General features: G+C 32.0%; 12 protein-coding genes. 7 read left to right on the top strand and 5 right to left on the bottom strand.

Annotation, left to right across the window (positions count from 1 at the left end; all coding sequences use genetic code 11):
• Positions 1–325 precede the first annotated feature (325 nt).
• From AVL50_RS24275 to AVL50_RS24265, 3 genes are all read left to right on the top strand, one after another.
• A complete protein-coding gene (locus AVL50_RS24275; RefSeq protein WP_062619324.1) occupies positions 326–1,693 on the top strand; it encodes a sodium:alanine symporter family protein in 1,368 nt (455 codons plus the stop codon).
• Between the two features lie 226 nt (positions 1,694–1,919).
• Positions 1,920–2,570, top strand: a complete 651-nt coding sequence (locus AVL50_RS24270) for an RNA polymerase sigma factor (RefSeq protein ID WP_062619322.1) — start codon at positions 1,920–1,922, stop codon at positions 2,568–2,570.
• Positions 2,571–2,633: 63 nt separating this feature from the next.
• Positions 2,634–3,146: a hypothetical protein gene (locus tag AVL50_RS24265; RefSeq protein WP_062619321.1), complete on the top strand. Its 513-nt coding sequence runs from the start codon at positions 2,634–2,636 to the stop codon at positions 3,144–3,146.
• Here AVL50_RS24265 and AVL50_RS24260 read toward each other — a convergent pair.
• Entirely contained in the window at positions 3,117–5,651 is a 2,535-nt protein-coding gene (locus AVL50_RS24260; RefSeq protein WP_172826915.1) for a CHAT domain-containing protein, read from the bottom strand. The two genes, AVL50_RS24265 and AVL50_RS24260, sit on opposite strands and share 30 nt — an antisense overlap.
• Before the next feature lie 870 nt (positions 5,652–6,521).
• Between AVL50_RS24260 and AVL50_RS24250 the strand changes: the two genes are divergently transcribed.
• Positions 6,522–7,793 carry a BamA/TamA family outer membrane protein gene (locus tag AVL50_RS24250; RefSeq protein WP_062619315.1) on the top strand — a complete coding sequence of 424 codons (1,272 nt, stop codon included), beginning with the start codon at positions 6,522–6,524 and terminating at the stop codon, positions 7,791–7,793.
• 75 nt (positions 7,794–7,868) lie between these two features.
• Here AVL50_RS24250 and AVL50_RS24245 read toward each other — a convergent pair whose 3' ends face one another.
• From AVL50_RS24245 to AVL50_RS24235, 3 genes are read right to left on the bottom strand one after another with little or no spacing between them, the layout of a single operon-like run.
• Positions 7,869–8,621: a LytTR family DNA-binding domain-containing protein gene (locus tag AVL50_RS24245; protein ID WP_062619313.1), complete on the bottom strand. Its 753-nt coding sequence runs from the start codon at positions 8,619–8,621 to the stop codon at positions 7,869–7,871.
• A 1-nt stretch (position 8,622) separates the two neighbouring features.
• Complete coding sequence (locus tag AVL50_RS24240; RefSeq protein WP_062619311.1) at positions 8,623–10,464, bottom strand: histidine kinase dimerization/phosphoacceptor domain -containing protein; 1,842 nt, start codon at positions 10,462–10,464, stop codon at positions 8,623–8,625.
• Positions 10,461–11,009 (bottom strand): hypothetical protein, encoded by a 549-nt coding sequence (locus AVL50_RS24235; RefSeq protein WP_062619309.1) that lies wholly within the window; start codon positions 11,007–11,009, stop codon positions 10,461–10,463. The genes AVL50_RS24240 and AVL50_RS24235 overlap by 4 nt, the downstream gene beginning before the upstream one ends.
• Positions 11,010–11,291: 282 nt before the next feature.
• On the opposite strand from AVL50_RS24235, the gene AVL50_RS24230 reads away from it, so the two are divergent.
• Positions 11,292–11,813, top strand: a complete 522-nt coding sequence (locus AVL50_RS24230) for a hypothetical protein (protein WP_062619307.1) — start codon at positions 11,292–11,294, stop codon at positions 11,811–11,813.
• Positions 11,814–11,943: 130 nt separating this feature from the next.
• Here the strand turns inward: AVL50_RS24230 and AVL50_RS24225 are convergent, their stop codons facing one another.
• Positions 11,944–12,459: a hypothetical protein gene (locus AVL50_RS24225; protein WP_062619305.1), complete on the bottom strand. Its 516-nt coding sequence runs from the start codon at positions 12,457–12,459 to the stop codon at positions 11,944–11,946.
• Between the two features lie 180 nt (positions 12,460–12,639).
• On the opposite strand from AVL50_RS24225, the gene AVL50_RS24220 reads away from it, so the two are divergent.
• Together AVL50_RS24220 and AVL50_RS24215 are read left to right on the top strand one after the other, a co-directional pair.
• On the top strand, positions 12,640–13,380 hold the full coding sequence (locus tag AVL50_RS24220; RefSeq protein ID WP_062619304.1) for a hypothetical protein: 741 nt from the start codon (positions 12,640–12,642) through the stop codon (positions 13,378–13,380).
• Positions 13,381–13,518: 138 nt separating this feature from the next.
• A complete protein-coding gene (locus AVL50_RS24215) occupies positions 13,519–15,351 on the top strand; it encodes a helix-turn-helix domain-containing protein (RefSeq protein WP_172826914.1) in 1,833 nt (610 codons plus the stop codon).
• Positions 15,352–15,583 lie beyond the last annotated feature (232 nt).

Genomic DNA, 15,583 nt, shown 5'->3' with positions numbered 1-15,583 from the left:
CTGATGGTACTGGGTTAACCCCCGGGAGAGTAAGTCGGCGCCACATTCATTAAATACAGAAGGTTAGTTAACACAAGATGTTGACTAACCTTTTTTTGTGTCTATACTTTTCAATCCAATATCAAAGCATAATATTCTATTCAACCCTTCCTAATAGTTAATAATATAATTGCGAATACAATAATTATTTAAGTACTTAGAATACTTGTGGTTGCGATTTTAAGAAAGCCATATTACTACGATAAGTATATAGACATTAGCACAATAAAGTAGAATACTACTTCCATGCTACTTTGGTTACTCATACTAGATTAATTAAACATAAATGAAAAGTTTTGAAGCGTTTTGTGCAGATTTTAGTTCGGCTGCATGGGGAACACCTCTCTTAATTTTGCTTTTGGGAGGCGGATTATTTTTTACAATTTATTCGAGATTTTTACCTTTTCGATATTTTAAACATGCAATTGATGTATTAAGAGGAAAATTTGATGATCCTGATGCTGAAGGAGATATAGATCATTATGAAGCTTTATCTGGAGCGATCGCAGCTACTGTTGGTATGGGAAATATCAGTGGAGTAGCGGTAGCATTAGTAACAGGAGGGCCAGGAGCATTGTTTTGGATGTGGATCAGTGCATTATTAGGGATGTCGACTAAGTTTTTCACCTGTACTTTATCTGTAATGTATAGAGGGCATGATTCTCATGGACATGCTGAAGGTGGACCAATGTATTATATAGAAGAGGGTTTAGGAACTAAATGGAAGCCACTTGCAATGTTTTTTGCAGCTGCTGGACTTTTAGGTGTAACACCCATGTTTCAAGCCAATCAATTAACAGAGGTAATAAGAACTGTTGTTTTACCAGAAAGTGTATCATCTATGGCTAGCGTTGATATGATGAACTTTATTATTGGAGTTTGTATCATGGTAGTTGTATCATTTGTGATATTTGGAGGAATTGAAAGAATTGGTAAGGTAGCAGGTAAATTAGTGCCAGTAATGGTGGTTGTTTATGTTTTATCAGTGTTGGTCATGATTGGTTTAAATATTGAAAAACTTCCAGGAATCATAACAAGTATTTTTTCAGAAGCATTTCAGTTTGAATCTGTTGGAGGAGGTGTATTAGGAGCTGTAATTATTATTGGAGCAAAAAGAGCCGCTTTTTCTAATGAGGCAGGAATTGGTACAGCCCCAATGATGCATGGTGCTGCAAAAACTGAAGAGCCTATTCGTGAAGGATTAGTAGCTATGATTGGTCCATTTATAGATACTATTGTTGTTTGTACAATGACAGCATTAGCTATTTTGGCTTCTGGAGTTTACGATTCAGCAGCAGGAGATGTGAATGGTGTATTGTTGACAACGGAGGCATTTAAAGCTGTGTTCCCAATAATGGGCCCTATCATTTTATCACTTTGTGTACTATTCTTTGCACTGACTACTTTATTTTCATTTTCTTATTATGGAACGAAGTGTTTAGGTTATTTGATTGGAGCTGATAAAAAGCATTATTTCAATTATTATTACGTAGTGTTGATTGTTGTTGGATCTGTGATTAAGCTGGATGCAATTATTAATTTGATTGATGGAGTATATGCAACAATGGCAATTCCTACGATGATAGGAGCATTATTACTTGCACCAAAAGTGAGAAGTGCTGCAATAGATTATTTCAACAGAATGAATCTTTAGAAGATCAACATTTGTTTAAAAAATATCCTTGAAAAGTGATAATTAAATATATTCTTATTTGATTATCACTTTTTTGTATTAAAAGTTACAACTTAAAATTAGGAGAATTTTGCCTTTTATGAATTAATACTCTAATTTGACTGAGAGCATAATTAAATGCTTAAAAGGGAAATAAACCTAAATGCTTTTGTAATATCCTCTAGATTAGCGGCAACAAAACCTTACTATGTTTTTCATTAAAAAAAATAACTATTCATCCAAGCAGATAATAGAAAACATCAAAAACCGAAAGAATTATGAGAAAACGATTAGAGAACTATATAAATTATATTTTGATAAGGTAAAAGTCTTGATTTTAAAGTTAAACGGGACCAATGAAGATGCTGAAGATGTCTTCCAAGATGCTATTGCAAAAGTGATTTGGAGTATTGACAAAGATCAGTTTAAAGGGGAAGCTCATATCTCAACATACCTATTTACAATCTCAAAAAATATGTGGTTGTCCACTTTGAAAAAGAGAAATCGTTATGATGTATCTTATGATAATATCACTGTGGATGGTAAACAGGAAGACGATGTTGACTTCACTGATGAACTACCTTTGACAGGAGGAGATGACCTAGATACGAAACACAGGTTCAGAGAACTTTTGAATAAAATTGGAGAAGATTGCCAAAGGCTATTAACCTACTTTTATTTTCAGCAACTCACTTATGAAGAGATACTTACGAAGTTTAAAGGAAAGTATACTTCAGAGAAATTTATTAGAAATAAAAAGAGTAGATGTATCAATTATTTACGCAAAGGATTAGAAAATTCAACAGAGAAAATTAGTGATTTATTAGATAATATCTCAGAGTGTCTTGACAAAAAATAATCATTTAAATGGTGACAAATCAAGGATTTGGAGTCTAATAAATAGAACTAAAAATATCGAAGTATGTTGTCAGAAAAAATAATAGAAGAACGACTTTACATTGAGAAAATATCTCAAGACGTAAAAGGCGTGAGAGCTCAGATGAAAAAAGACAACCTTGTGACACTAAGCGTGAGGTGGTCTTCGGCGGCTGCAATACTTCTCTTCTCCTTTTTCTCGATTTATCTAGTACAGTTAAATACTAGGTCAATTATTGAAGAGAAGTGTTACACTAACTACACTAGGAGTTCTCAGTCAGAAAACGAGAAAGACCCACCTCGTTTGGAAGTTGCATTGCAACAAATCAACTCAGAAAACTATGAAGAGGCAGTTGAAATTTTAAATGGTCTACCTGATTCAGATCACAAAGATTGGTTTCTTTTGAACGCTAATTTAGGTTTGGAAGATTTTGAACAAGTAGATCAATTAATGGGAAAAATACAAAATGACGAAGAGCATTTGTATTTTGATCAAATTGATAATTATCTACTTTATGATATTTATCTATTAAAACTCAAAAGGAAGATATTCAATTAATGTCTTTTGAAGGCTTGCTGAAGATATTGGGTCAGAATCTCCAAATAAAACAATGTTGCCCCAGTAGATAGGGTTAATTTTAAGGGAAGGATTATCACTCCAAAAGTCCTTTTTAGCTTTTTGAAGTGCAATATCCTTTTCCCAACCTTGTTTTATATAGTCGTAAAAACTTGCCATTATAATAGAAGAAACCTCATCATTTACATCCCATTTACTAGCTAGTATGGAGTGTACACTCGCATAGGCAAAGGCCCTTTGTAAACTAAGGATCCCTTCTCCATCAATATATGGACCGTCTGCAGAGTGACAACTACTCAAAGATACTAACTGTAAATGGGATAAATTTTTATTGGCTACTTCATTGAAACTCAACGAATGCTTTTGAGTGCCATCACCAGGGTAAAATTCAATATTCGAGTCCTTTGCCGTTTTACTAATAGTAGTATGTGTAGCAAGGTGTAGAATATTAATATCATAAATCTTATTGAGTGTATTTTCCATACTTGCTTCTTTATCACTCAATATATTATCTGTAAAAGTTTTCAACTCGTCTAAAGAGAAAGGCAAGTTGATTTTATTATATGGAGCGACACCTAGAATTTCTATTGGAGCATAATCTTCATCAATAGGTCTTTGAATAGAGTATTCATGATGCAGTGAGAAACTGTAGGAAATAGCCCATTGTTCTAAATAATATCCTTTTTTAGTTTTAAGAATTTCAAAAGGAATAAATGTCAAATTGCCAGAGGGTGAAAAAACAACTCTTTTATCTTTGGCATTTTTTAATTTTTCAGGTACCAAAAACTCACCAATTTCAAGTAATTGATGATTAAAAGACCTATCAATAAATAAGTTACTCTCACTAAGTTCTTTGTGGACACTTTTAATCAGACTATTCCAATCATCAGGAACACATTTAGTTTCCAGGAAGAAATCCCCATCTATATATCCCACCATTATTAATCCCTCATTTATAGGGTAATAAGAGACAAATGATTTTCCATCATAATACTCTTTAAAATATTTTTTAATTTCTAAACTACTCAGTAGTGGAGGACTGTTAATTTTATTTCTTAAACTATCGATATTAGGGGTATTGATATATTGCTCAAAAGTGAGATTTTCTAGTCCCTGACTTCGTTTATAAAGAATATTCGATTTAGAGTTTTCAATAATTTCCAAGACTTTATAGAGGTCCTCTTTATCATCCGACTGTCTGTATAATCGAGTAAAGAAGATCACTAATTGATTTTGTATGTCTTTCAAGTTTTTGAATTGATACAATTGGTCATCATCATTATACTGATTGCCAACAAATTCTTTGAGCATTAAATAGGATTGCCAATAATATTTTTCTTGTTCTTTAATATTACCAGAGAACTCAGCTTTGTAAAAATTTTGTAATATTAATTGGTTTAATAATACTTGATTGGTGTCTTTTTGATGAACTAATAATTGATCTTCTATTAATTGTTGAGCTGAATCAATATAATTGATCGATGTAAGTATTTCATGTTCATGATGATAAATATCCAAAGCTCTATAGATTTCTGATGCCATCACATTCATATCTTGAATAGGAAAGGTTAACCCTTTCTGAATTTCCTTTTTGGCCTTCAAAAGGTATTCTAACCATTTATTATCATTTTGGAGGCCTCTATAGCATTGAGACATTTGAAGATAAGTACGTGCAATATAATAGTGTCTAGTCTTTAATTCGTCAGTGCTATATACAAAATCAAATTTTTGAGCATTCTGAAAAAAGAAATTGTATTGTTTAATAAATGAATTAAAATATAGAATGGCTTTATCAAATTCATTTCCGTTTAGGGCGAGTTCACCTAAGTAAAAAAAATGAATGCCATCTCTAATATTATCTAAGTGATTAATTTTTTCTACAGTATTTTTAATTCCAACTGTATCATTTATTTGTATACAAAGACTGAGGTAATTACTTAGAATACTATAGTTTTTAACATCTTTTTCAATTAAAGTATTCAGTATTTCTTTACTTAGATTATACTCTTTTCTTCTGTAAAAGAAGGTGTTGAAGATGTTCAATATAGAATAGTTTTTTTTATATTTTTCTATATTGTTTGTGTAGATATGACATCCCTTTTTTAAAAAAAACTCCGCTGAATCACTCTTCCCTAAATATTGAAAGTAGTTACTTACTAACTGTAGAGATAGTAAGTAAGTAAAGTGTTTAGTTCTACTTGTATCCTCTTCAATTGTATTTATATTTTTTTTTAGCCAGTAGATTCCTTGCTGTAAATCTAGTTTTTCTTTACCATATATATGTCCTAATGCATGTTGACTGTAGATCTTATTTTGTATGCTTTTAGAATGTTTTTCTATCAATTTAAAATATAGAATAGAGGTATCATACTCTTTATTATTGAAAGCAGTAAAAGCCTTCTTTTCAAGAGTAGTGTCATCATAATCTTGAGCATTTACAGAAGTAAATAAGAAACAACAAAATGTTAAAAAAATAAAAAATTTCATTTTTTTGAAATTAAGTGGTGGCATTTCAAGAATACCGAGTCTAATAGATAGAAAGTAAGTCAAAGTAACTATCATTAGAAGCATCAATTATGTTAAAGTTAAAGTTTTTTAGTATAGTATCCATATTTATTTTAATTCTTTCTTCATGCGAATATGTTGAAGATGAAAGTATTACGCCAATTGATGATACATCAATAAATGGATATCAAATAGAAAAAGATAGTATTAATAATACTGAGAAGGTAAACTTTACACAATTGCCTGATAAGGATTCTAATCCAGATTACGAGATAAGAAACTAGAAGATACTTTAAATATATATAATACAATGAAACGCTTCAGTAATATAAAAAGATATTTAAAATACGATTTGTATTCTGAAAGATATTATAAGTGATAAAGCAGTAATTTAATTGAAATGAGTCGCTAAAACTAACCAATTAAAAATGGAAAGGGGCTACTCTGAGTAGTAGCCCTCTTTTTTAAAAACTAAAACCACAAAATATTGAAATTATAATACCTGAAACTATCTATGAAGTAAACACACAATTAGTATTTATAACAATAGTAGACTATCACAGAAAGCAAGAAAGTACTAACATTGTTACAACTGTTAATAAATCTTTGTCCTAAAAAAGGCGAGTTGAAACGGGATTTATTCTACTCTTATGAGAACAGGTGTTTTGTAGTAATAGTGCTGAGAAAATGATTCTAGTATAGTAAGCTCACTTAAGGATTTAGGTGAGCTTTACTTTTGCGTTATATCCTAATAATGTTTAAGTATAAACTAATTTATTAATCAAACATGGTTGATATTAAACTAAATAAATATATTTGTTTCTAATTCATTCACAACGAATTTAATTAGAAATGAGAACTAAAATACTATCCTTATTTATTATCTTGAACCTATTTATTTTTGATGGTGTTCAAGCATTTACTTTTTCTGATACTACCAATACTGCTTCACTAAAAGACGGTAAAAAAGAAAAGACTAAAGACGAAGGACCAAAAAAAGGAAAACTTTATGCCGCGCCCCTGCCGGTTGTAGCATCAAACCCAACATTTGGTGTACTTTATGGTTTCGCAGGATCATTCAACATGTTTATGGGAGATCCTTCCACTACACGTATGTCCACTTCCCTAGGAACATTGACTTATTCAACAAAGAATCAATTAATGTTTACTTATAAGAGCAACATTTATCTTCCAGAGGATAAAATGATTCTTCTAGGTGACTGGAGAATGTTTGATACTTCTCAACCTACTTTTGGTTTGGGAACAGGCCCTGCTGATCAAAAATCATTAGCAGGAAGCTATGGAGAAGGTTTTGCTCCTAGTTATGATGCTCAATTATTGGAGTTTAAATACTTCAGATTCCACGAGACTGCTTTGTTTAAAGTGAAGAAAAACTTTTATGCAGGTGTGGGTTATCATATGGATTACCATTATGATATTAAAGACACTTATTATGAAGAACATGGTTATTCAAGTCATAAGGCTTACTCTGATTATTATGGAATCAATGATGAGGAGTATGTTCTTTCTGGGTTGTCTTTCAACTTGATGTATGACAGTAGAGATAATGCCGCTAATCCTTATGAAGGGAGGTATGCTTTGTTAACCTACAGGGTAAACCCAGAATGGATGGGAAGTACTGTTGCTTCAAGCTCTTTATGGTTAGAGTATAGAGATTATTTTGCTTTGGGTAAAAAGAAATCTGGTTTACAGCCGAATCATATGTTGGCATTTTGGGGGTATGGTAACTTTGTAACTTCTGGAGTAACACCTTATATGAACCTGCCAGCTTTAGGTTGGGATCAGTTTGGTAGATCAGGAAGAGCTTACACTCAAGGAAGATTCAGAGGAGAAAATATTGTTTATACTGAATTAGAATACAGAGCTCATCTTTTTGGAACTCAGAAGAACCCGAATTTATTGGGAGCTGTGGCATTTGTTAACGCTACAACTGCAAGTAGCGATCACGCCAATATTGATCTTTTCCAAAACTATAACTTCGGTTATGGTGTAGGTATGAGATGTATGTTGAATAAAAAATCAAGAACCAATATCACACTAGATTATGCTTGGGGTGATTATGGTGCCAAAGGACTTTTCTTAAGCTTGAACGAGACATTCTAAGCGGAAGGAATATTGTGAGATATAAAGGCTATAATGTAGAAACATTATAGCCTTTTCTAGTTGAAAGAGGTATTGCTATATCGTTTGAAAACGCTTAAATACTTCGTCTTTATTTTGTTTACTAACAGGTAGTTTAAGATTATTGTTCAGTGTTATGGAGTTGTATTCAAAAGAAGTGACATAATCTGTGTTGATAATATAACTTCTATGAATTCTTAAAAAAAAAGACTGACTAAGTTTCTCTTGAAATTTTTTCAGTACTTGAGAATAAGTATAATCATGCTCCAAAGTATGTACTATTGTATAATTACTGTCAGCCTCTAAATAGACAATATCTTTAATATCTACTTTTTTAAAAACATTATCCTGTTTGATAAAAAGTGGTTTTTGTGGCACTTCGTTTTCTTCTTCTACTGAAGCCACTGCTTTCTCCTGTTCTTCTTCTTCATTACTTGTGAAATTTGAAAGCGCCAAATCAATAGACATGCTAATCATGCGGTCATTGAACGGTTTTAATAGATAAGCGTGTGGTTTTACGAGTTTAGCCTTGTCGAAAGTTTGTTGATCTGCATGTGAAGTCAGAAAGATAAATGGAAGGTGAAATTTTTCATTCACTTTTTCAGCAAGGTCAATCCCTGATTTATCTCCCTTTAATGTGATATCAATAATTAAAAAATCAATTTTTGAAGTAACCAATATTTTTATGGCTTCTTCATAACTCTGTGCTATTGTTGTCTTATAGTTATTAGTACTTTCTAATCGCAACTGTAAATCCTGCGCTAATAGTATCTCATCTTCTATAATTAATATATTAATTAGATTACTCATATTACTTATTGATAATTAAAATGCATGCTGTCCCCCTGTCGGTTTCATAAGAAACCCTGCCATCTAATTGCTTTACCAAAGAATCGACTAAGTTTAACCCGAAGTTGGTTCCATTTGATTTTCCATTAAGAATACCAACCCCATTGTCTTTGACTTTAACGATAATTTGGGAGTCAATTTGCTTTAGATCTATCCACATTTTAGGTTCTTCTATTCCTTCATAAGCGTACTTCATGGCATTCGTCACAAATTCATTGATAATTAATCCCAGTGGAATGGCTTTATCAATATGGAGCATAACGGGTTTTATATTGAAAATAGGAGTGAATGAAGCCTGAAAACTATACATCAAGTTGAGTACAAGATCTTTGAGATAATTATCTATTTCAATTTCAGTATGTACATCTTTTTGATATAACTTTTGATGGATTAAAGACATAGCTTCTACTCTAAATCTTCCAGAATCTATAGCTGTAACAGCAGGGTGATCTCCTAGTTTTCTACTCTGAAGGTTAAGTAGACTGGAAATCATTTGTAAATTATTTTTTACTCTATGGTTTAACTCTTTTAAAAGTAGTGCTTTTTCTTCTTCTCGTTCAGCAATCATATCCCGTTGCTGACGAAGCATAATGTTAACTTTTTTCTTTTTTATGGATTCTACATAGAAATAGACAGAGAAGCCAACTAATACAAAAGCCAATGCTCCAATGGCAATAGAGAGATAAGAACGGAAAGTGGCTTCTTGCCTGATTAATTCCATTTGATGTTCCATCTCATTGAGTTCCATCTGATGCTTGGCGTGTTCAATTTTTTTTATTGATTCTTTATTGATTAAAGAGTCTTTATAAATTGCTTTTTCCTTTTCGTACAGTAAAGCCTTGTTGAATTGATTCCTTTCTTCATAAAAAGAAGCTAGTAATTCTGTAATCTCCTTGATTTGCTCTTTAGCATGTAACTTTTTGAAGCGACTATAAGCTAAAAGAAAAATATCTTCAGCTCTATCTTCTTGCCCTTTTTGTAAATATAATTTGCCTAGCTCTACTCTAAATATTTCAGCTGTTAGGTGGTCTTCAACTTTTTTTAAATAATGAACACCTAGTTTGAGGTTCTTCTCAGCGTCCTTGTTTTGATTTAAAGACATTTGAGCCATGCCTAAGTTTCCATATGCATAACCAAAAATTATATCATTTTTTTCCGCTTCTTCATTTAAAGTCAAAACACTTATAAACGAATCTATTGATTTATCATAATTTTTTAATATTCTGTATGTGTCGCCAGTATTTAAAACGAGCATCATATAGTTTAATAAAATTGATTTAGAACTTGTTTTTAAATCTTCAGGAAAAGTTTGTAATGCCGCTTTGTAATACTTTATTGCTTCCGAGTAATCCTTATCAGAATAATATATACCAGCAAGTTGTGAATAATTAAGTGCTTGTAAATAATTATCTTGAAATTTTTTATTTATTTGAATGGCTTTTAGTATACAATCTATTGCTTTAGATTTGTTTCCTAGGATTCTATGGATATTACCCATGTTTTCAAAAACCTTAGATTGTAGTTTAAAGTTTTCAGTTCTTTTAGAAATTTCTAGAGCTTTTTCTAAGTATTGAAGTCCTTCAATATTATTTAGGTTATATCCAATGCTGGAGTAATAAATAGCTATTGAATCTATTGAAAGTTTTTGTTTGTTAATTTCTACATATTTGATTAATCTATTGGCTGATTTTTTATTCTCAGCCGATAGATTAAAAATGCATAAAAAAAACATCAGTAGGATTAAATAATAAACTTTTAGAATGTTAATCAATGTTTTGCTTTGCTTTTTGTTATACTTGATCATGTACCTTGATCTCTACTAATCTGTCCAATAGGATCAATAATACAATAATACTTTTGAACATCACCACAATTGTCTTTTAATTTGAATTTAAGGACAACATAATAAGAGATTAAAATATCATCTTCTTCTTTATCAAACTTGATAGTTTGAGCATTGATAACACCATCATCATCTGGCTCAAAATAAATACATCCATTTGGAGCAACAGTCGTCAATTTTTTAGCAGGTTGTTCTTTAAAGTCAAAATACTTCGACCATGCTACTTTACCCATAATATCTTTTGAGTTAGTAGTAAGGTTTTGTACTTGTAAATAGATCAACTTTGCTTTTAGTTTATCCGCTGTTTCTTGAGCAAGTTTTACAGTGATGGTTTCACCAGATTTGATGTTTTTGATACCACTGATATCCGTTTTTACAAAAGGATCAATTACTACAGGTTGAACAGGAGAACCTGTTTCAGTGTACATGTTGTTGAAGTTCTTGATGATTTCATCAGCGTAAAGCTCTACTTCAATGACGTTTGAAGCAACTAAGTTTTCAGACATAGTCAGTAATAAATTAAAATAGTTTGTAATAAGTTTATAGAATATATATTCTATAGCAGGAGAAGAATACAACTCAAAAAATCCATTGATTTTACGTTCAGGGGATAGAATGAAGGAGCTTTTTTCTTACCTATTTTCCCTTTCAAATTGCATACTTTTTTACCAAAACCCAAGAAAAAATCCATTTACTAAAAAAATAGTACCATTCACTCAATTGTTGTTTTTTTTCCGAATTGAATATTCTTACTTGCATTCGTACCAAAAAGGAAACTATTAATGACGATGTCACAGAGAATATATGGTGATGATAAAACAGATCAACTAATTGAAAGTGATATCCTTCAATCTAAGGAAGGTGATTTTATCGTCTTTGGAGCCTATGATCATGTGGAGGATAAGTTTACAAGAGTTCCTAAAGGAATTGAAATATGTATCTTATCTAATGATCAATATTATATTACTGAAGCTCTTGTAAAAGAACTTAAAGCACAAAACGCTATCCACTCTTTAGGTTATTATAAAGATGAGAAATGGAATAGTGTTGTTCCAACCGTATATAAGGAGGGGGATATGGTACCTAACTATATTATGAAAATGTTTCCTCAGGGCATGATTTCTCAAATTGGATCTTCCCACATTCAAGGTATTACAAAAAAAATGAGTTTGAACAATTTGTGGATTCATATGCAGTCTGCAAGTGATCATAAAAACATTATTAGGTGTTTTTGGACAGCCAATAAGTTGACTAACCCCGTGCTTCACCCGAAACTATTATTTCATATTACCAAATCTAAAAAATACTAATAATCAAATTTCAGAATACACATTAGACTTACTTTGCAAAAGAGATCGGTTCTGCCGATCGATTTTGTTACATGTTGTAGGAGGTACTCTCACTTTAACAGTGGAGTACCTTTTTTTGTTTTAGAAAGCATTACTTTCCAATCGGAATACTAAAACTCAACCCTGCCGAAATACTCTGTTCTTGATCTTGAATATCATGCACATAACCTACTCTTGGACAGATATAACCAATTCCTTTGATGGGAATGAAATACATGATAAAACCATCCACATAATCATTGCCAAACTTAAAGTTGTTTCCGTTGATAATATCTTTGGCGTATCCTCCGCCAATTCCCCAGTGTTTACTCTTTCCAAAAAGAAAAGTACCATAAATAGCCATAGAACCTTTGAAAGGTTGATGAATACCGTTTTCTTTTTCCCAATCACCAATAAAAGAAGCACCAATCATCCAAGAGTCGGAGAGGTAATGATTATAATCGATGCTTAAAATACCAGAATGAGCATTTCTTTGCATAACATTGGAGCCTGAAGTAGTGATGGACAGAAACCCTTTTGGACGGTTTTGTGCAGAGAGTTTTCCGAGGCTTAATACGATTAATATAGCAATGAACAAGGGCAGTAATTGTTTTGATCTTTTTTCCATTTTGAATCAATTTTCTGATGTATTACAACTGAGTTTATTGATGAATAGAACTCACCTTTTGTATGGAAAAGGGAAAAAGATATTGAAAAGCCCTAAACAGAAAGGGGATAAAATAAGCATTAGGGATTTATAGGTAGGAAAGCCCTTCTGATAGAGAATAGATATTTTAAATAAGAAAATATGAAGAACTTATTATCAGGCTTTTTTATTGTGATTGCATTGATTGGACATTCAGCCTTTGGACAAGAAGAGCCAATTGATGCATCCAAACCTACCAACTTTTATTCTCAGGTAGATGTTCAATTTGAAAGTGCGCCGGCACAAAATCAATATGGATTGAGGAATTCCTTTATTATTGCTCCTTCAGAAAAGCATTTGATTTTAGGGGAATTACCAATTCTTACTAACACTCAAACCAATGAAACAGGTATTGGAGATGTTCGACTTCGCTATTTCTACCTGCCTTATAAAAATTACGATAAGTTGGTGGGAGCATTTGGTCCATCAGTAGATATCTACAGTCCTACAGGAAATGTAGATAAAGGACTAGGAAGTGGACGTTGGGTAGTAGCTCCAGGGTTAACGTTGGGTGTCATGGCCTTTGAAAGGATACAGTTTTTTCCAATCATCTCTTATCAATATATGTCAGAAAAAGCAGGACAGCTCAATGAGAATGGAGAGAATAATGCAATGCATGGAATGACATTTCAGGTGATTACACCTATCATTATTAATCAGAAAATGTATATGCAAGTAACACCAATTGTCCAATTACCTGACTTTCGGTACTCAACTACTAATTTAGCTTGTGAAGTACTTGTAGCTTATTCATTAAAAGAAAAACTACAACTTTCTGGCTTTTATAAAGCGGACCAGTCTTATGGGCAGACTTTTAGAATTGGTACAACTATATTTTTCTAAAAATAAAATCATTGAAGAAAGACCCGATGGTGTTAATTGTTGGGTCTTTTTTGTACATGAACCTATAAAAAAATAGGAATAAAGTTTATCATCTTGATTGAGGGTAGTATATTGATGCTAACCAGTAAATCTATGAAAATGAATTATTACCAACAATTACTTACTTACTTCACCTTCATCTCTACTCTGTTTTTATCAACTTCAGTTGAGGCTGTAAACTTTGTAATTCATCAACTTCCATTGCATCATCCCCAAGAAGAACCACTTTTTTTGGTAGGCTCTTTTAATGCATGGAACCCTTCTGATACAAAATATCAGTTTCATCAGGAACAAAATGGACTTTGGGTAGTAACTATTCCTTCAAGTTTGAATGCCTTTGAGTATAAAATAACTAGAGGAAGCTGGGAGAAAGTGGAGTCCACACAAGATGGAAAACCGAAAGCCAACCGGGTTTTTATTGCAGAAAATGAATCAGATACCGTTTTTTTGGATGTATTAGGATGGGAAGACTTAGCTGGTCAAACCACTATTATACTTCAGAGTTTACCTTCTTCTACACCTTACGAATCCAATTTTTTTCTGACAGGAGATTTTAATAATTGGGAACCGTTTGATTTGAATTATCAATTTAAAAAGAACGAAAAAGGAATTTATACTTTGACATTACCTTCCACTGTATCGAGTTTTGAATTTAAAGTGACAAGAGGGAGCTGGTCTTCGATTGAGTGTTTATCGAATGGAAAATACAGACCGAATAGAGCGTATACTCATCAAAGTAAAGGGCCTGAAGAACTGTTATTGGAAATTGAAGACTGGGAAGATGTCTATAAAGGTAAAGTTTGGGATTTGACACCTCTGACGCAGGTGGTGCTATTCCATCTTTTACTATTAGTCCTCTATTTTCTTTGGATTAATCATGAACAGGGTCAATATAAGCTCTCATTGATGGTACTAGGTGGAAGTTTTATGATAGTATTAATGTTTGCATCTTCCTTGTTTATGCCTTTTAAAAATATTCTTGGAGGATTACATTTAATGCATCACTTCTTTATTCCCTTGCTTTTTATTGGAATGGGAGTAGTTCAGCACCGTATTTTCCGTTATTCAGGTTGGGGGAGTTACAGGCGTTCATTATATGCATTAAGCTTTGGAGTACTTTTATCCTTGAGCTTTTATCTTTTTCAGGAAGAGCCTTTACTTACTATTTTTCTCGAAAGAAAATATTCCTTTGTCAATCTTCTTATAAAAATAATCTCAATTTTAGCCATTATTTATGCTTGGAATACGGCCAGACAAGATCTTTTAAAATACCCTGCCGATACCTTTCAAGGAAGTATTGTGAAAACGGTCAAGGAAGCTTTTTCACTTTATCAGAAATGTACTGTGCTTCTAATTGGAGTTTACGCATTTGCTGTCATCATTCAAACATATAGAGTGATAATAGCTCCCTCTCAGTTTCTTTTACAAGATGTTTCTGATGAGATGATCTGGTACTCTACTTTTATCTATTTGGTGTTTATTTCAGGATGGATATTTAAACATTATTCTATCTTAAAACCTATTGAACTCAAAGGTTCTTACAGGAAGGAAGAGTCCCCTTCGAATGATAAAGAAGTGACTGAGTTTATGGAAAGAGTAACTGTTCTTTTTGAAAAAGAAAAACTTTACACAAAACAGGACCTCACTCTGAATGAAGTAGCAGGTATTATGGGAATGCCTTCTCATAAGCTAACCAAACTGATTCAGCAGTCGTATAAAATGAGCTTTCCAGAATTGGTCAATGATTATAGAGTAAGAGCATTTACAAAGAAAGTAATGATGGGAGAAGCGGAGAAATCTACATTATTGAGTATAGCTTACGAAGTAGGATTTCACTCTAAAAGTACTTTTAATAGGGCGTTCAAGAAATCTACAGGAGTTACACCTAAGGAATTTATGAAAAAAACATCTGTAAAGAGGATATTAGAATAAAAACTACACAAAAAATCGTATCGAATTAATAAAAAAGAGGTGTCATTATTATAAAATGTAATAATTACACAAATATATGTAAGTTGTTGTTTTATAGGTGGTTAAAAGTGTCATATTGTTTAATTGATACTTATTTTTTGGGGCTATTCATTTCAATTTATGAATCTTAGACGATTGTAATATGTTTCTGTTTGTAAGATTGCAATATCAATCTATTGAACACTTTTTGTCA

This window comes from Flammeovirga sp. SJP92 (assembly GCF_001583495.1).
Lineage (GTDB): Bacteria > Bacteroidota > Bacteroidia > Cytophagales > Flammeovirgaceae > Flammeovirga.
Note: the sequence above shows the minus strand (reverse complement) of the source record. Positions and strands in the feature narration are given on the sequence as shown.